Origin of the sequence: Spirillospora sp. NPDC048823 (assembly GCF_043198445.1) — a bacterium.
GTDB lineage: Bacteria > Actinomycetota > Actinomycetes > Streptosporangiales > Streptosporangiaceae > Spirillospora.
This window is the reverse complement of the sequence record NZ_JBICUT010000017.1, coordinates 68,862-88,059: the sequence shown is the minus strand read 5'-3', so window position 1 is coordinate 88,059 and position 19,198 is coordinate 68,862. Positions and strand designations below refer to the sequence as shown.

The window sequence follows — 19,198 nt, the reverse complement described above, 5'->3', positions numbered from 1 at the left end:
CGGCTTCTCCGCTGCCCGCGGTCGTACGCGCCGCGGCGTCAGGTCAGAAGACCACGCCCGCGTCGCGGGCGATGAGCTCGTCGGTCGCGCGTTCGGCCACCGCGGCAATCGTCATCGAGGGGTTGCAGCCCGCGGTGGTGCCGGGTATCAGCGCGCCGTCCAGCACGTAGAGGCCGCGGTGTCCCCGGACCCGGCCGGCGAGGTCGCACACCGTCCCCATCGAGGCTCCACCCAGCGGGTGCCAGGTGGAGGGGTAGGCCGCGGTCGTGTCGATGAGCAGGGACGCCGGGCCGGCGATGTCCGCGACCCGCTGGTGGATGCGTTCGGCCAGCGCGGCGTCGGCGTCGCGGGGCCAGTGGAGCACGGCGTCGTCCTTGGCGGAGTCGTAGACGAACCGGCCCCGGCCGGAGCTCACGCCATAACCGACGATCATGGTGGACCTGATGTCGGGCAGCGGCGGGAGGGACGCCTGGATGACCGTGTTGGCGTACGCGGGGTCGCTCCACTCCTTGCTGCCGTAGACGACGGGCCCGCCCTGGGGCATGCCGAACTCGTCCGCGAAGTTCGTCCAGACGTAGATGCGGTCGCCGTTCGAGCCCCAGCCGGTGCCCAGGCCGTCGGGCATGTCCGGGATCTGGTCCTTGGCCGACGCACGCATCAGCAACCTGGTGGTGTTGGCGGTACCGGCCGCCATGACCAGGCCCTTCGTGGTGATGATCTTCTTCTCGAGCACGGTCCCGTCGGTGCCGATGCGGTCGACGAAGACCTGCCAGCGGCCGTCCCCCGTCATGGCGACGTCGGTCACGTTGTGCCGCGTCGCGACGGTCACCCGGCCGGTGGCCAGCGCCGCGGCGATGTAGGTGACGTCGACCGAGTGCTTGCCGCCGTTGTTGACGCCGAGGGCGCAGTCGCCGTTGGTGTAGGACGGCTTCATCTCCCCCTTCAGCTCGCGCAGTGCGAAGTCCCAGTCGATCGGCATCGGGATCTTCGACAGGGGGTGGCCCGCTCGTTCGACGTTCCGGGCGAAGATCCGCGACGCCTTGTAGGTGCCGCTGTTCACCAGGGCGTCCGGCGCCGTTTCGATGCGCAGCATGCGCGCGACGCGCCGGTAGTGGACGCGGTCCATCCGGGTGTAGTCGAGCTGTTCGGGCAGCGTGGCGTTGAACACGCTCTCGGAGGGCTGGAGGGTCATGCCCTGGTAGACCAGTGATCCTCCGCCGACGCCCGCTGCGACGATCATGTCCATTCCGTTGCCGGGGACCTGCTCGAGAAGCCCGGTGTACGGCGGGAAGGGCCGTACCGGGACACCGAGGATCGTCGGGGTCGATCCCAGCCAGAACATGCGCTGGTCGGGGGACATGGCGTGCGGAAACGTCTCGGCGTTCGGCCCGGTGCGCCACCACACGCCGCGTTCCAGGACCAGGCACGGCACCCCGGCCTGCGCGAACCGGAGGGCCGTCACACCCCCTCCGAAGCCGGAGCCGATGATCACGACGCGATGCTCCTCGCGCGTCACCGGCACCCGGCGCCGCGCGGCGGCGTGGACGGGCGGCGGCCCGACGGCGGCCAGCCCTGCGGTGGCGGCGGCGCCGGCGAGCAGGGAACGGCGGCTCAACGCGGACATGGGCCCTCCAGTTCGGGCAGGGAGCGGAAGGTCAGTGCCCGAGGCCTTCACATGGGCACCGATCAGTGGGTTACCGGCGGGTCACAACGCGGAGGAGCGTAACCGAGCCGACTCCCCAACGTCTAGCCGATCGGCTAGTAAATCGATAGCCGATCGGCTATCAGAACTCCGTCGCGGTGCGTGCGCGGGGAAGGGGTCGCAGACGCATCAGCCGGCGAGCGGTGTCCAGCAGATGGCGGCGCAGGGTGTCATCGTCCAGGTCGGCCAGCCGGGGATCCAGACCGGCCGCCATCAGCCCCCCGCTGAGCATGGCGGCGCCGACGAGCGTTTCGGCGTCCGGCTCCGGGCCGGCGAGAACGCGGTTGATGCGCTCCTCCAGCGCGTACAGGACGGGATGCCCGCGAACGAGCCTGCTGACAGCGGGATCGGTCAGGATGATGGCGCTCACTCGCCGGTGCTCCACCACCAGGTCCACCACGCCCGCCAGGGCGGTCCCGACCTGCCGGGAACGCCGTGGCTGCGCTTCCGCTTCACGCGCCACCTCCGCGAGCCGCTCCAGCGCCGGCGCGACCACCGCCCAGACGATCTCCTCTTTACTCTGGAACCGGTGGTAGACGGCGGCCTTGGTCACTCCCAGCTCGTCCGCGATCATCTGCAGGGACGTCCCGCTCACACCATGCCGGGAGAACAGGTTCAGGGCGGCGGACAGCACCCGCTCCGGCGCCGCGCCGCCCCGCTGCTCCTTGCCCGCCATCCGACTCCCAGCTCTCGCACCGGCACCGGCCGGTCACGGCCGGCCGCACCCTCGGGAGCCGGGCCCCCGCAGCCTCGCGACCCCGCCCCTCGCGATGGTAACGGCCACCGCGATGATCCACCCTCTCTCGCGTCGGCCCTGTTCGACGCGCTTCCGGGCCGGCGGGCGGCGCACCACGCGGCCTGCGCTAGTTTCGTCTCGATGGATCCCATTGAGCCGACTTTCCGGACGGCCGCCGCGGCCGACGTCCCCGCCCTCGTGACGCTCATCGAGAGCGCCTACCGCGGCGACGCGAGCCGGGCCGGGTGGACGACCGAGGCCGACATCCTCGGCGGCCAGCGCACCGACCCCGAGGGCGTCGCCGCCGTGGTGAACGACACCGCCGGCCGGATGCTCCTCGCCGAGGTGGACGGCGCCCTGGTCGCCTGCTGCCAGCTGGAGAACCGCGACGGCCACGCCTATTTCGGCATGTTCGCCGTCTCCCCCACCCTCCAGGGCGGCGGCCTCGGCAGGCGGGTCCTCGCCGAGGCCGAGCGGCTGGCGCGCGAAGAATGGGGCGCGGACGAGATGCACATGACGGTGATCACCGCTCGCGAGGAGCTCATCGCCTGGTACGTCCGGCGCGGCTACACCCGGACGGGTGAGACGAGCCCGTTCCCGTACGGCGACGAGCGATTCGGCCTCCCGAAGCGCGACGACCTGGAATTCGAACTCCTGGTGAAGAAACTCACCTGACCTGCCACCGTCCCGCACCGCAACAGTCGAGCCCGCCGGTACGGACCCGCTGTCTCCTGAAGGTCGCCTGTCCGGATCCGGACATCCAGCCATCGGTTTGTGAACCTTGACCGCAATGTCCCAGCGCACTCGCGCCTCCACATCCCTCCGGCAAGCGATCACGTCTCCGACTGTGGCAAAGTTCTTCCCGCGCGAGGATTCAGCGTTTACCTGATTGGTTAATACTGAAGGAGGGCGGACGCGATTGGAGGTGCGGTATGCGGACCCGGACCTGCGCGACCTCTGCGCGTCCGACCGGGCTCTTCGCAAGACCTACGGTGCCGTGTGCGCCAAACGGATCGCGGCACGGCTTCGAACGCTGGACGCTGCCGACTCCATCGACGACCTCATGCGGGCACCAGGCCACTGCCATCCGCTCAACGGCGAGTACTACAGGGACTGCTTCGCCTTCCGCTTGCACGGCGGGTTGCGGCTGGTCTTCCGGTTGATGACGGACGAGGAGAGAAAGGATCAAGAGATCCCGGATGACACGGCCGCGCTGGTCGTTGAGATCATCGACTACCACCAGGGTTGATCAGGTGAAATTCGGAAGGGAGTGAGGACCATGGCGACGCCCCCTGAGTTGCATCCCGCCGCCGAGCCGGACTACGCCACGCCGCCGGGCGAAACGATCCGCGAGTTTCTGGGCGACCTGGACATGACGCAGCGGCAGCTGGCCGTTCGCCTCGCCCTCACCCCCAAGCATGTCAATCAGTTGATCCAGGGCCTGGTTCCGCTTTCGCCGGACGTGGCGGCCCGCCTGGAACTGGTGACCGGAATGCCCGCGCGGATGTGGAACCGGCTGGAGGCCGACTACCAGACCACCGTGAGCCGTCTGCGTCAGCGCGAGGACTTCGCCGAACTCGCCTCCTGGGTCAGGGACGAGATCCCCGTTCGAGAACTGGTCAAGCGGGGGGCCCTGCCGGACGGCCCCAAGGACGAACGCAGTCGCGTCCAGCAGGTTCTGACATTCTTCGGTGTCGCGCACCTGGACACCTACCGGGAACTGTACGAGTCGACCGCCGTCAACTTTCGGCAGAGCAAAGCGTTCAAGTCCGGCCCCGGTGCCGTCGCCGCGTGGATTCGCCTCGGCGAACTGAAGGCGCAGGAAGTGCGATGCAAGCCGTACACGAAGGCCGGTATCGAGACCGCTCTACCGAGACTGCTACAACTGACCGTCCAGCCGCCCGAGGTGTTCTTCCGGCTCACCCGCGACATCTGTGCGGCCAACGGAATCGCGGTCGTCGTGGTGCCCGAGATCACCGGTGCCCGCTCCTGCGGAGCCACCAAGTGGCTGTCCCCCACCAAGGCGATGGTCATGCTCAGCGGCAGGTACAAGAAGAACGACCAACTGTGGTTCACGTTCTTCCACGAGTTGTGCCACGTCATCAGGCACGGCAAGCAAGAGGTCAGGATCGAGGGCGACACGGATCGCGAGGATCCCGTCGAGCGGGAGGCGGACGAGTTCGCGCGGGACCTCCTGATTCCACCGGCGAAGGCAGCCCTTCTTCCTGGCCTCAAGACCTTGGACGATGTGAAGCGATTCGCCGATGAAATCGGTATCGCACCGGGCATCGTCGTGGGCCGAATGCAGCACGAGGGGCACTTCACATACAAGGTCGGCAACGGGCTCAAAGAAGACATCAACCTGGCCGAGTCGGGCGACTGACGAGGTCGTGCCAGGCTTGCTCACCGCTTGGTGTGGGTTGGGTTAGGAGTGGAGCGGGGGAAGGCTCACGCGGCGGCATGTACAGGGCGGCGTCCGGTCGTGATAATTCGAGACGCTTCCTGGTGTTCGTCCCCCAGTCACTGGAGCGCCCGTGCGCCTGGCCCGATTCGCGTCATTCGCCGTCACCGTGATGGTCGTCCTCTGCCTCGGTTCCCCCGTCCATGCGGCTGGACCGCAGTACTACCTGGCCTTGGGCGACTCGCTGTCCGTGGGTTTCCAGCCAGGCCAGGGCCCTACCGGCGAGGGCTATGCCGACCGGCTTCACGCCGCGCTGAAGGCGGAGCATCCCGACCTTCAACTGGTGAAAATGGGCTGCCCGGGCGAGACCACCACGACGATGCTCAACGGCGGGATCTGTTCCTACTCCACGGGCTCCCAGATAGCCGCCGCGGTCGCATTCCTCGAAAAGCATCCTGGTCAGGTGCGGTACGTCACCGTGAACATCGGCGCCAACGACACGAGCTGCCTGCTGGAGGGCGATGTCGTCTGCGGTTTGCAGGGCGTGGGCGCGATCATCGCGAACCTGCCGCAGATCACCGCGAGGCTGCGGCTGGCCGGCGGCGACTCCCCCGTCTACGCGGGGATGACGTACTACGACCCCGGCCTGGCCGGCTGGCTGTCCGGTACCGCCGGGCAGGCCACGGCGATCGCCTCGGTGCCGCTGCTGGACGTGTTCAACACCTGGGAGCGAGGCGTCTACCTGGCCGGCGGGTTCAGGATCGCGGACGTCGCGGCGACGTTCGCCACCCACGACTTCGCCACCCAGGTCACCATGGACCCGTACGGGACGATCCCGCTGAACGTGGCACGCATCTGCGCCTGGACCTACCAGTGCAGCCACAACGACGGCCACGCCACACCAGCCGGGTACCAGCGGATCGCCGACACCTTCCTGCGCGCCATCTCCTAGAGACGTTCCAGCGGGTCGATCGCCTTCGCGGCGTCCGCGCCGTTTGATGGAAATTACGTAGTTACGTAGTATTGGAGTTGTGGAAGACGACGAGCTGGTGGAGCGGGTCGGGCGCTTGGAGGAGCGCGTGGCCCGGCTGGAGAGCGCGGACGCGACGGCCGAGGGGCCGAAGGCGGAGGACGCGCTCTGGGCGCTGAACGCCCTGAAGGGGCGCGTCGAAGATCCCGGCGCCGTGCTGTTCACCGGGTCCGTGACGGTGCCGTCCGGCGAACACTACGAGTGGCAGCAGGGGCATCCGGTGGACGACCTGCTGGCCGACGACTGGTCGCGCGCGGCGGAGACGCTGTCGGCACTGGCGCATCCGGTGCGGCTGCTGCTGCTCCGGGAGATCCTGCACGGTGCCGGCACGACGGCCGAGCTGGGCGCCCACGTCGGTACGACCGGGCAGCTCTACCACCATCTGCGCCAGCTGGTGGCCGCCGGCTGGCTGCGCACCACGGCGCGGGGACGGTACAGCGTCCCCGGTGAACGGGTGGTGCCGATTCTCACCGTGCTCGCGGCGACCCGCCGCTGAACCCTTTGGAGGGACGATGCACAGGACACTCGCACGCTTCCGGACGCTGTTCGTCCTGCTGGGAATGGCGCTGACGTTCAGCGAAGCCCTGCACGGCTCGGACGCGCTCTCGTACGCCGGGCTCGCACTGATCGTCGGCGGCCTCGTCCTGTTCTTCATCCCGGGCGGCGTACCCGGAAGGGAGCCGGTCGTGGTGCGCAGCCCGGTGCGCGGACGCTGGGTCCCGGTGAACAGCCCCGCCGACAAGGTCCCCAGCCACGGCACCCACGAGCTGGGGCAGACGTATGCGATCGACCTCGTGCACGCGCCGGATCCGGCGGAGGGGTGGCAGCCGATGCGCGGGTGGCCGCTCGCGGCGCGGCCGGAGACGTTTCCCGCGTTCGGGCAGGAGATCCTCGCCCCGGCCGACGGCGTCGTCGTCCAGGCCAGCGGGTGGCAGCGTGACCACTGGAGCCGCAATTCGTGGCCCGGGTTCCTCTACCTGATGGTCGAAGGGATGGTCTTCCGCGCGTTGCTGTCCTTCCTGACACTGTCGGCGGGACGGTTCGTCGTCGGCAACTCCGTGGTGCTGGACCTCGGCGATGGGGTGTACGCGGTGTTCGCCCATGTGCGGCGCGGGTCCGTCCGCGTCAAGAAGGGCGACCGGGTTCGGACCGGGGACGTGCTCGGCGAGGTCGGCAACTCCGGCAACTCGTCTGAGCCCCACCTGCACTTCCACCTCATGGACCGTCCGCGTCCCGTGGCCGCCGCCGGGCTCCCGTTCACGTTCCGGTACGAGAGCGGCGGCGAAACCAGGACGGGGGTTCCCGGCGGACGCCGGCCCTTCGTCGCCTCCGTGGACCAAGAGCCGGCGACCGCCGGCGGCAACCCCCCGGCCTGATCCGGCGGGGACGCCGGCTCCTCGAAACGCAGCGCGTGACCTTGCCCGCGGTTTGAGACTTTCGCAACGCGAAGCGCGCGTTACCGAGGGTGAGGTCGGCAAACCTTCATAGGGAACGTCAATGAAACAATTGAGGGTGGACGGCACTTCATCGGAAGGTTGAGGGACGTGAAGTTCATCCTTGAGGTCGACATGAGCGAAGGCGTGGTGGGCGAGGACGCCGCCCGCGAGCTGGGCCGCATCCTGCGGTACTGGGGCGGCAACCTCCACCACTACGCGCTGAAGCCCGGTGACGGCTCGGCCGTCTACGACTCGGGCTACAGCGACGTCGGGCAGTGGCGGATCGAGGAGCCCGCCGAGACGTGACGGTCAGCGGGAGCCGGGTCGCCAGCCGGGGTCACGACCGGACGCGGCCAGTGCCCGCTCGAAGGGCGGCGCGTCCTCGTCCACGGGTGCGGGAGCGGCGAAACCGTCGTACTGGCGATACATTTCGGCGTTCTGCTCCACGATCCGGAGGATGAACCGGCCGGTATCGGGTGAGACGTTGTACTCGTCGCCGGTGGCCTTCGCGACGTCCCAGCCGTGCAGGGCCATTTCCAGGATCATCATCGCGGCGATGTCGGCGGCGGGGGTGCCGGCGATGTCGCCGTCCCACACGGCCGGGTCCGCCCAGGCCGCGACCGCGCGGTCGAGCTGCCCGGCGTACTCCTGCGGCCAGGCGGCATCGGCGGTGAAGTCGTGCCCGATGAGCTCGTCCGGAAGCTCCTTGCGCAGCGCACGGTGTTCGAGGCCGTGGGACGTGTAGAGCACCAGGTGGTTCACCAGCGTCCGGAGGTCGAACCCGCCGCACGGGGTCGGATCCGTCAGCCGGTCCTGCCGAACGGTGTGGGCGACACGTGCGGCCTCGGCGGCGCATTCCTTCAAGTAGGCGTGGTTCTCATGCATACGCAGCACGCTACGAGCGCCCGCGGGGACACCTCTTGGACAAATGCGCCAAGTACCCTGGTCAGGTGGGCGAACTTGGACGAGGGGTGCTGTACCCACGCGAGCAGGCGACCGTCGCCACCGTCGAGCGGGCGTCTCCCAGCCCCGCCCTGGCGCGTTTCGTGGAGTTCTACTGGCACGTGCAGTGGCGGACGGAGAAGCCGTACGAGACGAAGGTGCTGTCCCACCCGAACGTCCACCTCGTCTTCGAGGAACCCTTCCCGCTGATCTATGGCGTGGATCGGACGCTGTTCGTCCGGCGCCTTGAAGGACGGGGGCAGGTCCTCGGCGTGAAGTTCCGGCCCGGCGCGTTCCGGCCGTTCGCGGCGGGGCCGGTCATCGACCTCGCCGACCGCAGGGTGCGCGCCGCGGACGTCCTGCGCCCGGAAGTGGAGGACGCCGGCCGCGCCGTCCTCCGGCACACCGATATCGGCGCGATGGTGGAATCGGCCGAGGAGTTCCTCCTGAACGGCCTTCCCGCCCCGGATCCCGTCGCCGAGGAAGTGGCTGGAATGGTCGAGGCCATCATCGCCGACCCCGCCCTCTTCCGCGTCGACCAGGCGGCCGATGCACTGCACGTCTCCGTCCGGACCCTGCAACGGCTGTTCGCCGAGTACGTGGGCGCGAGCCCCAAATGGGTGCTGCGGCGGGCACGTCTCCACGAGGCCGCGTCGCGCGCCGACCAGGGCGTCCACATCGACTGGGCCGCATTGGCCGGCGACCTCGGCTACTTCGACCAGTCACACCTGACCAGGGACTTCACCGCCACCGTCGGCGTCTCCCCGGCCAGATACGCCGGGGTCTGAGCCCTCAGCCGGGCGCCGGGACCAACCGGAAGGCGACGAAGGCCGGGAGTTGCTCAAGGGTCGCGTGGTCCTGCGGGTAGCGTTCGGCCATTTCAGGGACGGGACGAGGTTCGAGAAACTCCTCGATGAGGAACCCGGCTTCGCGGAACTCGGCGCAGATCGCGGTCAATGGGCGGCGCCAGGCCCGGATGGGCCAGTTCCGTTTCGGGCTCAACGACTCTTCCACCGCCTCCTCGGTGAAATACGAGCCGCCGAAACGAATCCATCCCATGACCGGGTGCTCTGTCGACAGGACGAGAGCGCCCCGCGGCGTCAGGATGCGGCGGAACTCCTCCAGGAGGGCGACCCGGTCATCGATGTAGTGCAACGCCAACGCGAGGACGACCAGGTCGGCGGAGTCGTCCGGTACCCAGGTCAGCGGCCTGGACAGATCATGGACGCGCAGGTCGGCGCGTTCCTCGCAGCGGGCGCGGGCGAGTTCGACGAAGGTGGGGCTCACATCGCAGCCGGTGACATGGGCGCCGCGGCTCAGCAGTTCGCGGGCGTAGAGGCCGGGGCCGCAGGCCGCGTCGAAGACCGACAGCCCGTCGACGTCCCCGGCGAGACCGAGCACGGCCGGCCGGTCGTAGAGGGCGTTGTAGGCGCTGTCCTCGGCGTGGGAGGCGTACTCGTCGGCAAAGCGCTCATACATGCCCCAATCGTCGCAGAAAGATCAACAGTCCGTGTCAACGCCCACGACCGATCCCGGTCAGATCCCCGGGACGGCATGAAGAAGGCGCGGAGGGATCGCGGACCCCGACCGACCCGCGAGCCCTCCGCGCCTTCGCCTGTGGGGCGGGTGGCGCGGCGTGGTTTCAGTAACCACCGCCTGACCCGTAGCCGCCGTAGCCGTTGCCGTTGCCCCGGCCATAGCCGTTGCCTCGGCCCTTGCCGTTGCCGGGGGACGAGCCGATGGCGGTGGCCCTGTCGCCCGTGGGGGTGGTGGCCCACCAGACGCCGCCGACGCCCTGGCCGTTCGTGTCGCCGGGCTGCCCGTCCTTCGCGTAGTAGTACACGGGCCAGCCGTCAATGGTGATCTGGCACTCGCCGTCGTCCTTGCGCTCGATGAAGTCGACCACCTTCTTGCTGACGCCTTCGAGCCTGACGTCCTTCCAGCCCCTGAAGACGACCGGTGGCCACGCCTTCTTGCAGTCGCCGAAGCAGGTGGTGGTCGGCGGCCTGTCGTCGTCCTTGTCGAAGCGGTAGAGCGTGCGGCCCTGGCCGTCGGTCAGGATGCGGCCGAGCTTCGGGTCGTTCCTGGCCCTGATGACCATGCCCCGCTTCGGGGGTGCGTCCGCGTTCTGGGCGGCGGCCTTCCTGCCGGTCGGGGACGCGGCGTACCAGGTGCCGCCGACGCCCTGGCCGTTCACGTCACCCGGGCTCTTGTCCTTGACGTACCGGTACAGCGGCCATCCCGCGAGGGTGACCTGCCACCGGCCGTCGGGACGCTTGACCTTGCCGACCAGGGACTGCCGGACGCCCTCGACCTCCGTCCGCGCCTGGCCCGCCCACACCGGCGGCCACGCCTTCGCGCACGCCTCCGCGCAGGTGGACGCGGACGGACGCGCGGTGTCGTTGTCGAACCGGTAGAGGGTCCGGCCGTCGCCATCGGTGACGATCGTGCCGAGCCTGGCGATGCGGGCGACCTCCAGCGTGGTGGGCGCGGCCGCCGGCGTCGGGGCCGGCGGGGCCGAGGGGGCGGCCTGCGCCTGCTTCTGGGTGCCCGCGGCGTTCTGCTTGCTCCCGGCGCTCTCCTGTCCGCACGCCGTGATCACCAGCCCGGAGGCGGTGAGGGCGGCCGCGGCGGGGAACGCCCAACGTGGGATTTTCATGCCGTGTGTCCTCCAGGTCGTCCAGGGTCCCGGCTCCGGTTCCGGTTCCCGCACGTCGGCCGGGTCCGAGCCGCCGCACCGCTCTCCCGAACCGAGGAGCAGTACGGTGTGGCACCCGGACGGGTTCAACCCACCTGAACCCACCGGAACCGACCGGCCGCGGGCCGGGTCCCTATGCACAGTTGTTCACATCGACGTTTCGCGAGGCAGACAGCAGTGACCACCGGCGACGACGCACCCGCGGACCCTCCGATCAATCTGAGCAAGCGGCGGCCGGACGAGCCGGTCCGGGAACGGCCGGGCCCGGCGTGGATCGTGATCCCGGCGCGCGTCGTCGCACTGATCGTCGTCGTACCGATCCGCCTCGTCCACGACCTGGTGGTGCTGGTCGCGCGGGGTGTGCGGGCGGTGTGGAACGGGCTGATGCGGGCGCCGGGACGGCTGGGCCGGCTCATCGGCCGGATGCTGCGGTGGGTCTGGCTCGGGCTGTACCGGTGGCTGCTCGCCCCGGTGGGGCGGCTGGTCGCGGCCGTCGCGCGAGGGATCGGCGCGCTGCTCCACCTCCTCATCGTCCGGCCGCTGCGCTGGCTGGGGGGCGGGATCGGGCACCTGGCCCGCTGGGTCTACCGTGTGCTGATCGTCCCGGTGGGCCGGTTCCTCGCCATGGTCGGACGCGGACTGGGATGGCTTCTGGGGCTGCTTCTGCTCAGCCCGCTTCGGGCACTGGTACGCGGGCTGGCCTGGCTCGCCGGGATCACCGGCCAGGCGCTCACCCTGCTGTTCAAGGGCATCGGCCTGCTGATCGCCGTGCTGGTGGTCATCCCGGCCGTGTTCGTGTGGCGCTACCTGCTGCGTCCGCCGCTGCTCGGCCTCGCCTGGCTGGCACGCGGCGCCCTTCTCCTGCTCGGTGCGGTCGGGAGCGTCCTCGCCGCCGGCTGGCGCGCGTTCGCGGGTGGCGTGGCCTGGTCCTGGCGGCTGATCGGCCGGTGCCTGGCGTGGCTCGCGCGTGTCCTGGTCGTGCTGCCCGCCCGGGCGGTGTGGCGGTACGTCCTGGCGCCCATCGCGGCGGGGGTCGCGGGGACATGGCGGCTCGCGGCCCGCGTCCTGCGGTGGCTGTGGCGCACGCTCGTCGTCGCTCCGGGACGGGTCCTGATCGTCGCTCCGGCGCGGTGGGTCGGTAGCAGCGTGCTGCGTCCGGCCGGGCGGGGCGTCCGGGAGACGTGGCGGGTCTGCGTGCGTGATCCCGTCCGCTCGGCCCGCCGGACGATGCGGGAGGCGGGCCGGGACGTCCGGCTCCAGCTCCGCCGCACCTTCCGCGGACGCTGAACCGCGCGCTGCTCGTCCCGCCCGGACGTTCGGCCCCCCTCGACGGGTTCTCGGACAGGCCCGGCTGAGATACTTGCGGACGATGTATCGACTCCTGTTCTCACTGGTCATCGTCCGCGTCCCGGCGGAGACCGTCCACCACCTGACGCTTCGTGCGCTCCGCGCGATCCAGTCGGCGCCGGGGGCCGTGCCGCTCCTGCGGCGGCTGCTCGCGCCCCGAGACCCGGCGCTGGCCGTACGCGCCCTCGGGCTGGACTTTCCCAGCCCGCTGGGCCTCGCCGCCGGGTTCGACAAGGACGCCGTCGCCTACGAGGCGCTCGGCGCGTTCGGGTTCGGCCACGTCGAGATCGGCACGGTGACGGGGCGTCCGCAGCCCGGCAACCCGCGCCCGCGGCTGTTCCGGCTCGTCCCCGACCGGGCGGTCATCAACCGGATGGGCTTCAACAACGAGGGTTCGGAGGCCGCCGCGCGCCGGCTGCGCGGCCGGGGCGGCGGGACGATCGTCGGGGTCAACATCGGCAAGACGAAGGCCGTCCCGGAGGCGTCGGCGGCCGCCGACTATGTGGCGAGCGCCGGGCGGCTCGCCCCGCACGCGGACTACCTCGTCGTCAACGTCAGCTCCCCCAACACCCCCGGCCTGCGGAACCTGCAGGCCGTGGAGCACCTGCGCCCGCTCCTGGCGGCGGTGCGCGAGGCCGCGGACCGCGCGTCCGCCCGCCGCGTCCCGCTGCTGGTCAAGATCGCCCCCGATCTCGCGGACGACGACATCGACGCGGTCGCCGATCTCGCCCTCGACCTCGCCCTGGACGGCATCATCGCGACCAACACCACCATCGGCCGGGACGCCCTGCTCAGCCCGCCCGCCGTGGTGAAGGAGACCGGGGGGCTGTCCGGCGCGCCGCTGAAGGAGCGTTCGCTGGACGTGCTGCACCGGCTGCGGTCCCGCACCGGCGGCCGGATCGCGCTGATCTCCGTCGGCGGTGTGGAGACGGCGGACGACGTGTGGGAACGCATCCGGGCGGGCGCCACCCTCGTCCAGGGCTACACCGGCATGATCTACGGCGGGCCGCTGTGGGCCCACCGCGTCAACCGCGCCCTGTCCCGCCGCCTCCGCGAAAGCACCTTCCGCACCCTGGACGACGCCCGCCGCTAACCGAAGAAGCCGTCGGCGATCAGGTCCGGGAGGACGTCGTCCGCTTGCGCGCGTACCTCGGCCGGGTCCGTGCCGGTCAGCTGGGCGATCGCGCCCAGCAGCGGGTCGAGGGGCAGGGTGCCGTCGCAGACGCCCGCGAGGGCGGCCTCGACCGTCCCGACGGCGGCGGCGCGGCGGAGCCTGCCGGTCTGGCGCAGCACGATCCGCTCGGGGTCCTCGGCGCCGGGCGCGCCGATCTGTTCCTGGACGATGCCGGACGCGACCCCCAGAGTCTGTCCACAGGCTGTGGAAAACTCTGCGGCCTTGGCGAGGCCGTCCAGCACGTCGTCCACGTAGGCGCCGACGGGCTGCTCGACGGCATGCCGCAGTTCCTCGATCCGGACGGCCGGGCGCTCGCTGCGACGCAATGTGATCCACCCGAATCCGATGCCGGTGACACCGAGGCGCTCGAAGTGATCGAGCCACGCCCCGTACCGCGCCCGGTACTCCGGGGTCCCGGCCTCGCAGGAATCCCGCAGCCACAGCTCGGCGTACTCCGCCGGGTCCTGGACGTCCCGCTGGACGATCCACGTGTCGCACCCGTCCACCCACGAGCCGACGCGTTCCTCCCACGGGACACCGTCGATATGCAGCCAATTCGCCAGGAGCTGGCAGTATCCGCCGTCGGTCAGGTGCCGTGGAGCGTCCCCGACGAGACGCCGGCAGAAGTCGTCGCCCGGCATCCCGGACTCCCGGTAGGTGAAGTGCCGCCCGCCGGACGGCGCGACGACGAACGGGGGGTTGGACACGATCAGGTCGAACCGGCGGCCGCGGACGGGCTCCAGCAGCGACCCCTGGAGCAGTTCGGCACCGTTCAGGCCCGACAGCGCGAAGCTCATTTCGGCCAGTGCCAGAGCCCGCGGATTGACGTCCGTCGCGGTGATCCGCGCGGCGGGGGAACGCCCCGCCAGATGCACCGCCTGAACACCGCAGCCCGTCCCGAGATCGAGCACGTTTTCCACAGGCTTGTGGACAACTAGCCGGGCCAGGCCGCCGGACGCGCCGCCCGCACCCACCACGTGATCGGCCCCCGGGACGGCTCCAGACCCCGGCCGCACCGTGAGATCCGACACGACATATCCGGCATGGCCGGGATCCCGGGCAAGCCCGTCCCCGCTCACCGCCTCCAGCGGCTCGACGCGCAGCCGGGCCCGCAGTTCTCCGCCCGACACCTCGGCGAGGCCGGCGGCCACCAGATCGTCCGCCGCGATCGCCGCCGCGTCCACGGGCACCTGCAGCCAGAACAGCCGCGTCAGGACCTCCACCGGCGAGCCGCCGCCGGTCGCCCGCAGCGCCGGCGTGATCTCGTCCCGCGCCAGCGCCCCGCCCGCGACCGGCCCGAGCAGCTCCCGCACCCCGGCGACGGTGTAACCCGCCCCCAGCAGGACGTCGCGGACGCGAAGAAGAGGCTCCCGAAGATCAGACACTCCCCCATCCTGCCCCCTGCCCGAGGGTCACGGGGTCCTCCGCCAGGATGCGGACGGTGCGCGTCACTGCAGGTACGTCTTGAAGCCCTGGGAGAGGGACTCGGCTATGCGCTGACGGAAGGACGCGCTGGAGAGCTTGGCCGCGTCGTCCTTGTTGCGCATGTTGCCGCACTCGATGAAGACCTTGGGGACGTTCGACATGTTCAGGCCGCCGAGGTCATCGCGCCGGTCGCGGCCCTCTTCACCGAGATAGTTGGAGTAGGCCATGCCGGTGCCCTCGTGGTAGGCGTCGCGGAGGGCCTTGCCGAGCTTGTGGGAACCGGGCACCATCTCGGCGTTCCTGCCGACCGAGACGGGCTCGATGATGTGGAAGCCATATGCGGACGCGCGGGCGCCGTCGGCGTGGATCGACACGGCGGCGTCCGCCTTCAGCTTGTTGCCGATCCCGGCGCGTTCGGTGATGCACGGGCCGACGCCCTTGTCGTTCTTGCGCGTCAGCGCGACCTCGGCGCCTTCGGCGCGCAGCAGCTTCGCGAGCCGCTTGGAGACGTCCCAGGTGAAGGCGTGCTCGGGGTAGCCGGCGTTGGACTCGGTCCCGGTCGTGTCGCACGCCTTGCTGCCGTTGCCGATCTTGACCTGCTTGTTGATCGCGTCCGGGTGGTCGGCGTTTCCGCCGTTGTGCCCGGGATCGATGACGATCACCTTGCCGTCCAGCGCGGACGCGTCGCCCTTCGCCGCCGCGGGCGTCTTGCCCGCGGGCGTCGGGGCGCCCGCTTTCGGCGGAATCGCGGTCTCACCCCCGCCGGGGGACGTCCCGGAGGAGCCCCCGCACGCGGTGAGTGCGCCGAGACACAGCGCGATACCGACGGCCAGCGGGCCGCCTCGATGGATGCGCACTGACCGATTCCTCCGTGATGAGTTCGTTACGACCCACACAGTCTGCACACCGATGGGGGTACGTCAAACGAAGTCCGGGAAACAGGTCCCGTGCCGCTGGCCGCCCGGAGGGTGCGGATCAGCCGAGCGGATCCTCCTTGCCCAGCAGCGCGGCGAGGGCGCGCGCCTCCTCCGCGTCCAGCCCCAGGACCACGCGGGGACGGCCCCACGGGTGGTCGATCGAATGGGCGACGTAGCTGGCCACGGACTCCGAGACCTCCTCGGCCAGGCCGCGCGCGTGCCGCCACTCCGTCCAGGCGCGTTCCAATTCGCTTGCCGCGCGCTGCGCGCACGACACCAGTTCCGGATCACGCACGAGATCAACCCCCCTGATGGACATGACCCTTTCGCCGTGCCGCGCGGCGGTGTCCCCGTCCGGGCGGCCTCCCCCGAGGCCGCCCGGACCCTGCCGCCGAACGGTGAGTCCCATTAACCCGCCGGGGAGGGGTTACGGGCTGGCGAATGCGGCAGACTTGGCCAGCCCCTTACCCGGCGCACACCGGTTCAAGGAACGATCGACCGTCTCCGTACCCCGGACATGACCGGGCCCGGCGGGTGAACGACTTGGCGGGAGCGTTGAGAGGCGGGGGGACGTCCACGCGGGGGAACGGCACGCGGGCGGGTTCAGGCGGCGGGGGCGGGACCCGTCGTCGATCGGACCACCAGATGCGGGACGACCAGGTTCTGCCGGGCCGCACGGGACGGGTCGCCGATGCGCGCGGTCAGCAGTTCGGCGGCCACCCGCCCCATGTCCCGGCGCGGCTGGTCCACGCTGGTGAGGGAGATGTGCCGGATGGCGGCGAGATGGGTGTTGTCGTAGCCGATGATCGACAGTTCCTCCGGTACCCGGATCCCCTGCTCGTCGGCCGCCGACAGCGCACCGGTCGCGACCAGGTCGTTCGGCGCGAAGATCGCGGTGGGACGGGGGTCGCGGCGCAGCAGCGCGCGGGCGGCCCGGTAGCCGCCGTCCTCGGTGAAGTCGCCGGGCTCGACGACGGTCTCACCGGCCAGCCCGTGCCGGCGCATCGCCCGCTCGTAGCCGGCGCGGCGGTAGCGCGCGGTCGTGGAGCGCGCCCCCTCGATGTGGGCGATCCGGCGGTGGCCCAGTTCGACGAGGTGGTCGACGGCGAGGCTGGCGCCCAGTTCGTCGTCGTCGACCACGATGTCGACGCCGACGACGTCGCGTTCACCGACCACGACCACGGGGACGCTCGCCGCGGCCTCCTTGAGGGACTCGGGAACGACGCTGAGCAGCACGAGCCCGTCCACCCGCATCTCCAGGAACGCCTCGACGGCCTCGGCCTCGAACAGCGGGTCCCAGCGGCCGCTGCCGACGAGCATCCGCAGGCCCGCGCCGTGCAGGCTCTCCTGCAGCCCGTCGAGGAACTCGGCGAAGAAGGGATTGTGCAGGTCGGCGACGATGGCGCCGATCAGCCTGGTGCGTCCCTCGACCAGGCTCCTGGCCACGGCGTTCGGCCGGTAGCCGAGTTCGCGGGCGGCCTGCAGGACGGCCTGCCTGCGGCGTTCGCTCACATGCGGTGACCCCCGCATCACCAGGGAGACGAGCGATTTGGAGACGCCGGCGCGCTCGGCGACGTTGCGGATCGTCGGTTTCGGCGAGGGGACGGCCCTCCCTTCACCGCGGGCGGCGGGAGAGGGCTCGTTGCGCGGCCGGGGGACCGCACCCTCCTCCCGCCCGTTGTGCGGGGGATTTGCTTGCTCAGCTGACATGGCACTCCGTCCAGGGGGACCTGCAGGACCTGCCGCGGCGGCGCGCCGCTGGGGGATCGGCGCGCCGGCCTCCGCTCGGGAGGAGATGCCATGATGCCGCGCCTTCGCCCCGAACCGTCGCAACAGGGAGTAACGGGCATCCGACAATGGTGGTTCGGGCCTGTGGTGTTCCGGATCACAGCCGTGCCGGAGGATGATCACGACCCGGTGAAAGCCCGGCTCGTCCGCCGCCGGCATGGCCTGCCGCCGCCCGCGCTCGGATACGCTGCTCAGGTGGTAGATCGTGCGGTGGCCGGTGGGAAGGCGCGGAGCCGGCAAGCCGGCCAGCAGGGTGGCGGGCAGCGCGGCGGGCGAGGCCGCCGCAGGCTCAGCGTCGACGAACGGCGGGAGGAACTGATCGCTGCGGCGCTGCAGCTGTTCAGCACACGCTCGCCCGAGGACATCTCCATCGACGATGTCGCGGCCGCGGCAGGCGCCTCACGCGCACTCGTCTACCACTACTTCGGCGGCAAGTACGAGCTGTACATCGCCGCACTCGGCAGCGCCGCCAAGCAGCTGTCGGTGCTGCTCGAACCGCCCACCGAGGGCAAGCCGCTGGACCGCCTGCGAATCTCGCTGCGGCGCTACTTCGACTTCGTGGAACGCCACGCGGCGGGCTACACGGCCCTGCTGCGCGGCGGGCCCGCCGACCGCTCGGGCGAGGTCGGCGAGATCGTCGACGGCATCCGGCGGCTGCTGCTGGACCGGATCCTGCATTCGCTGGACGTCGAGACCCCGCAGCCCATCCTGCGCATCACGCTGCGCTCCTGGATGGCGGCCGTGGAGACCGCCGGCCTGGACTGGCTGGAGAACCGCGACGTGACCCGTGCCGGGCTGGAAAGCCTGCTGGTCGACCACCTGGTCGTCATGCTCCACGCGGCCGGACGCCACGACCCCGGCACCGCGAACCTCTTCGACCGCCTCTCCCAGGAGGAGATGAACTCCTAGCCCCGGGCCGTGCCTTCTTGGACCGGGTCGTCATCCAGGGAAGACGATCGCTGGACACTTTGTCCAAACGTGAACTAAATGTCCCCTTGAGCGGGCGGTGTCCTCATGTGGACACAAGGTCTCATGTGTCCCAAATTCCGCGCACGTCAGAACGGTGCCGTGCGCTGCCCCCGGCCCCGGGCGGCTCGGCGCCCGGCGCCGAGGGCAGCGCAGCGAACACGGTTACTCCGACCGCTGCTGCGGGATACCCGCGAGCAGCGCCCGCACCTCCGCCTCGCGATAGCGGCGGTGCCCCCCCAGTGTCCGGATGGACGTGAGCTTTCCCGCTTTCGCCCACCGTGTGACGGTCTTGGGGTCGACGCGGAACATCGTCGCCACCTCCGCCGGCGTCAGCAGGGGCTCGGCCTCTGGCGTACGTGCTGACATGTTTGCGGCCTCTCCTCCGTGGACCGATGACAGCGATCCTGCGATTGATCCTCGCGCGGTCACTGATGTCCCCTATGGCCCGAAAGAGCCACTATGACATCACAACGTGTAACCTTGCCACCACTCAGCGCAACAAGCAAGTTCCTGGCGGTAGTTGCGTGCAAACATCCCCGCGGATGCGGGGTGCCGTGGCTGTACGGTGGCGACTGAGTCACGCTGCGTGATTCTAGCGACACGTATAGTCGTATCGCGCGCGGATTCGGGAAA

Annotated in this window: 21 protein-coding genes; 11 read left to right on the top strand and 10 right to left on the bottom strand. The window is 70.5% G+C overall.

Annotation, left to right across the window (positions count from 1 at the left end; translation table 11 throughout):
- Nucleotides 1-43: 43 nt before the first annotated feature.
- Nucleotides 44-1,624, bottom strand: a complete 1,581-nt coding sequence (locus tag ACGFK0_RS31000; protein ID WP_392911255.1) for a GMC oxidoreductase — start codon at nucleotides 1,622-1,624, stop codon at nucleotides 44-46.
- Between the two features lie 160 nt (nucleotides 1,625-1,784).
- Nucleotides 1,785-2,378, bottom strand: coding sequence for a TetR/AcrR family transcriptional regulator (locus ACGFK0_RS30995; protein ID WP_392911252.1), 594 nt, complete (start codon nucleotides 2,376-2,378; stop codon nucleotides 1,785-1,787).
- A gap of 201 nt (nucleotides 2,379-2,579) precedes the next feature.
- On the opposite strand from ACGFK0_RS30995, the gene ACGFK0_RS30990 reads away from it, so the two are divergent.
- The 7 genes from ACGFK0_RS30990 (at nucleotide 2,580) to ACGFK0_RS30960 (ending at nucleotide 7,611) form a co-directional block, all read left to right on the top strand.
- Nucleotides 2,580-3,113, top strand: a complete 534-nt coding sequence (locus tag ACGFK0_RS30990; protein ID WP_392911250.1) for a GNAT family N-acetyltransferase — start codon at nucleotides 2,580-2,582, stop codon at nucleotides 3,111-3,113.
- Nucleotides 3,114-3,357: 244 nt separating this feature from the next.
- Nucleotides 3,358-3,687: a type II toxin-antitoxin system RelE/ParE family toxin gene (locus ACGFK0_RS30985; protein ID WP_392911248.1), complete on the top strand. Its 330-nt coding sequence runs from the start codon at nucleotides 3,358-3,360 to the stop codon at nucleotides 3,685-3,687.
- A gap of 30 nt (nucleotides 3,688-3,717) precedes the next feature.
- Nucleotides 3,718-4,821 (top strand): ImmA/IrrE family metallo-endopeptidase, encoded by a 1,104-nt coding sequence (locus tag ACGFK0_RS30980; RefSeq protein ID WP_392911246.1) that lies wholly within the window; start codon nucleotides 3,718-3,720, stop codon nucleotides 4,819-4,821.
- Between the two features lie 151 nt (nucleotides 4,822-4,972).
- Nucleotides 4,973-5,791, top strand: coding sequence for an SGNH/GDSL hydrolase family protein (locus tag ACGFK0_RS30975; protein ID WP_392911244.1), 819 nt, complete (start codon nucleotides 4,973-4,975; stop codon nucleotides 5,789-5,791).
- Between the two features lie 79 nt (nucleotides 5,792-5,870).
- On the top strand, nucleotides 5,871-6,365 hold the full coding sequence (locus tag ACGFK0_RS30970) for an ArsR/SmtB family transcription factor (protein WP_392911242.1): 495 nt from the start codon (nucleotides 5,871-5,873) through the stop codon (nucleotides 6,363-6,365).
- A gap of 16 nt (nucleotides 6,366-6,381) precedes the next feature.
- Nucleotides 6,382-7,245 carry a M23 family metallopeptidase gene (locus ACGFK0_RS30965; RefSeq protein ID WP_392911240.1) on the top strand — a complete coding sequence of 288 codons (864 nt, stop codon included), beginning with the start codon at nucleotides 6,382-6,384 and terminating at the stop codon, nucleotides 7,243-7,245.
- Between the two features lie 168 nt (nucleotides 7,246-7,413).
- Nucleotides 7,414-7,611 carry a hypothetical protein gene (locus ACGFK0_RS30960; RefSeq protein ID WP_392911238.1) on the top strand — a complete coding sequence of 66 codons (198 nt, stop codon included), beginning with the start codon at nucleotides 7,414-7,416 and terminating at the stop codon, nucleotides 7,609-7,611.
- A 3-nt stretch (nucleotides 7,612-7,614) separates the two neighbouring features.
- On the opposite strand, the gene ACGFK0_RS30955 is transcribed toward ACGFK0_RS30960, so the two are convergent.
- Nucleotides 7,615-8,190 (bottom strand): TIGR03086 family metal-binding protein, encoded by a 576-nt coding sequence (locus tag ACGFK0_RS30955; RefSeq protein WP_392911236.1) that lies wholly within the window; start codon nucleotides 8,188-8,190, stop codon nucleotides 7,615-7,617.
- A 65-nt stretch (nucleotides 8,191-8,255) separates the two neighbouring features.
- Between ACGFK0_RS30955 and ACGFK0_RS30950 the strand changes: the two genes are divergently transcribed.
- Nucleotides 8,256-9,035: a DUF6597 domain-containing transcriptional factor gene (locus tag ACGFK0_RS30950; RefSeq protein WP_392911234.1), complete on the top strand. Its 780-nt coding sequence runs from the start codon at nucleotides 8,256-8,258 to the stop codon at nucleotides 9,033-9,035.
- A 4-nt stretch (nucleotides 9,036-9,039) separates the two neighbouring features.
- Here the strand turns inward: ACGFK0_RS30950 and ACGFK0_RS30945 are convergent, their stop codons facing one another.
- Complete coding sequence (locus tag ACGFK0_RS30945; protein WP_392911232.1) at nucleotides 9,040-9,726, bottom strand: class I SAM-dependent methyltransferase; 687 nt, start codon at nucleotides 9,724-9,726, stop codon at nucleotides 9,040-9,042.
- Nucleotides 9,727-9,889: 163 nt separating this feature from the next.
- The gene (locus ACGFK0_RS30940) at nucleotides 9,890-10,906 is read right to left on the bottom strand and encodes an SCO0930 family lipoprotein (protein ID WP_392911230.1); all 1,017 of its coding nucleotides are present in this window, start codon (nucleotides 10,904-10,906) and stop codon (nucleotides 9,890-9,892) included.
- Nucleotides 10,907-11,122: 216 nt separating this feature from the next.
- On the opposite strand from ACGFK0_RS30940, the gene ACGFK0_RS30935 reads away from it, so the two are divergent.
- Nucleotides 11,123-12,232, top strand: a complete 1,110-nt coding sequence (locus ACGFK0_RS30935; protein WP_392911228.1) for a hypothetical protein — start codon at nucleotides 11,123-11,125, stop codon at nucleotides 12,230-12,232.
- A gap of 82 nt (nucleotides 12,233-12,314) precedes the next feature.
- Nucleotides 12,315-13,385, top strand: a complete 1,071-nt coding sequence (locus ACGFK0_RS30930; protein ID WP_392911226.1) for a quinone-dependent dihydroorotate dehydrogenase — start codon at nucleotides 12,315-12,317, stop codon at nucleotides 13,383-13,385.
- Here ACGFK0_RS30930 and ACGFK0_RS30925 read toward each other — a convergent pair.
- The 4 genes from ACGFK0_RS30925 to ACGFK0_RS30910 form a co-directional block, all read right to left on the bottom strand.
- Nucleotides 13,382-14,851: a methyltransferase gene (locus ACGFK0_RS30925; protein ID WP_392911224.1), complete on the bottom strand. Its 1,470-nt coding sequence runs from the start codon at nucleotides 14,849-14,851 to the stop codon at nucleotides 13,382-13,384. The two genes, ACGFK0_RS30930 and ACGFK0_RS30925, sit on opposite strands and share 4 nt — an antisense overlap.
- A 63-nt stretch (nucleotides 14,852-14,914) precedes the next feature.
- Nucleotides 14,915-15,748 (bottom strand): N-acetylmuramoyl-L-alanine amidase, encoded by an 834-nt coding sequence (locus ACGFK0_RS30920; protein ID WP_392911222.1) that lies wholly within the window; start codon nucleotides 15,746-15,748, stop codon nucleotides 14,915-14,917.
- Nucleotides 15,749-15,866: 118 nt separating this feature from the next.
- A complete protein-coding gene (locus ACGFK0_RS30915) occupies nucleotides 15,867-16,103 on the bottom strand; it encodes a hypothetical protein (protein WP_392911220.1) in 237 nt (78 codons plus the stop codon).
- Nucleotides 16,104-16,411: 308 nt separating this feature from the next.
- Nucleotides 16,412-17,518, bottom strand: a complete 1,107-nt coding sequence (locus ACGFK0_RS30910) for a LacI family DNA-binding transcriptional regulator (RefSeq protein ID WP_392911218.1) — start codon at nucleotides 17,516-17,518, stop codon at nucleotides 16,412-16,414.
- A gap of 183 nt (nucleotides 17,519-17,701) precedes the next feature.
- Between ACGFK0_RS30910 and ACGFK0_RS30905 the strand changes: the two genes are divergently transcribed.
- On the top strand, nucleotides 17,702-18,505 hold the full coding sequence (locus ACGFK0_RS30905) for a TetR/AcrR family transcriptional regulator (protein WP_392911216.1): 804 nt from the start codon (nucleotides 17,702-17,704) through the stop codon (nucleotides 18,503-18,505).
- A 222-nt stretch (nucleotides 18,506-18,727) separates the two neighbouring features.
- Here the strand turns inward: ACGFK0_RS30905 and bldC are convergent, their stop codons facing one another.
- Nucleotides 18,728-18,931 carry a developmental transcriptional regulator BldC gene (bldC, locus tag ACGFK0_RS30900; protein ID WP_012850682.1) on the bottom strand — a complete coding sequence of 68 codons (204 nt, stop codon included), beginning with the start codon at nucleotides 18,929-18,931 and terminating at the stop codon, nucleotides 18,728-18,730.
- Nucleotides 18,932-19,198: the final 267 nt, after the last annotated feature.

Coding starts and splice junctions, on each gene's coding strand:
- ACGFK0_RS31000 (WP_392911255.1), bottom strand. CDS start 1,624: ATGTCCGCGTTGAGCCGCCGTTCCCTGCTCGCCGGCGCCGCCGCCACC.
- ACGFK0_RS30955 (WP_392911236.1), bottom strand. CDS start 8,190: ATGCATGAGAACCACGCCTACTTGAAGGAATGCGCCGCCGAGGCCGCA.
- ACGFK0_RS30965 (WP_392911240.1), top strand. CDS start 6,382: ATGCACAGGACACTCGCACGCTTCCGGACGCTGTTCGTCCTGCTGGGA.
- bldC (WP_012850682.1), bottom strand. CDS start 18,931: ATGTCAGCACGTACGCCAGAGGCCGAGCCCCTGCTGACGCCGGCGGAG.
- ACGFK0_RS30990 (WP_392911250.1), top strand. CDS start 2,580: ATGGATCCCATTGAGCCGACTTTCCGGACGGCCGCCGCGGCCGACGTC.
- ACGFK0_RS30940 (WP_392911230.1), bottom strand. CDS start 10,906: ATGAAAATCCCACGTTGGGCGTTCCCCGCCGCGGCCGCCCTCACCGCC.
- ACGFK0_RS30945 (WP_392911232.1), bottom strand. CDS start 9,726: ATGTATGAGCGCTTTGCCGACGAGTACGCCTCCCACGCCGAGGACAGC.
- ACGFK0_RS30980 (WP_392911246.1), top strand. CDS start 3,718: ATGGCGACGCCCCCTGAGTTGCATCCCGCCGCCGAGCCGGACTACGCC.
- ACGFK0_RS30930 (WP_392911226.1), top strand. CDS start 12,315: ATGTATCGACTCCTGTTCTCACTGGTCATCGTCCGCGTCCCGGCGGAG.
- ACGFK0_RS30910 (WP_392911218.1), bottom strand. CDS start 17,518: ATGTCAGCTGAGCAAGCAAATCCCCCGCACAACGGGCGGGAGGAGGGT.
- ACGFK0_RS30995 (WP_392911252.1), bottom strand. CDS start 2,378: ATGGCGGGCAAGGAGCAGCGGGGCGGCGCGGCGCCGGAGCGGGTGCTG.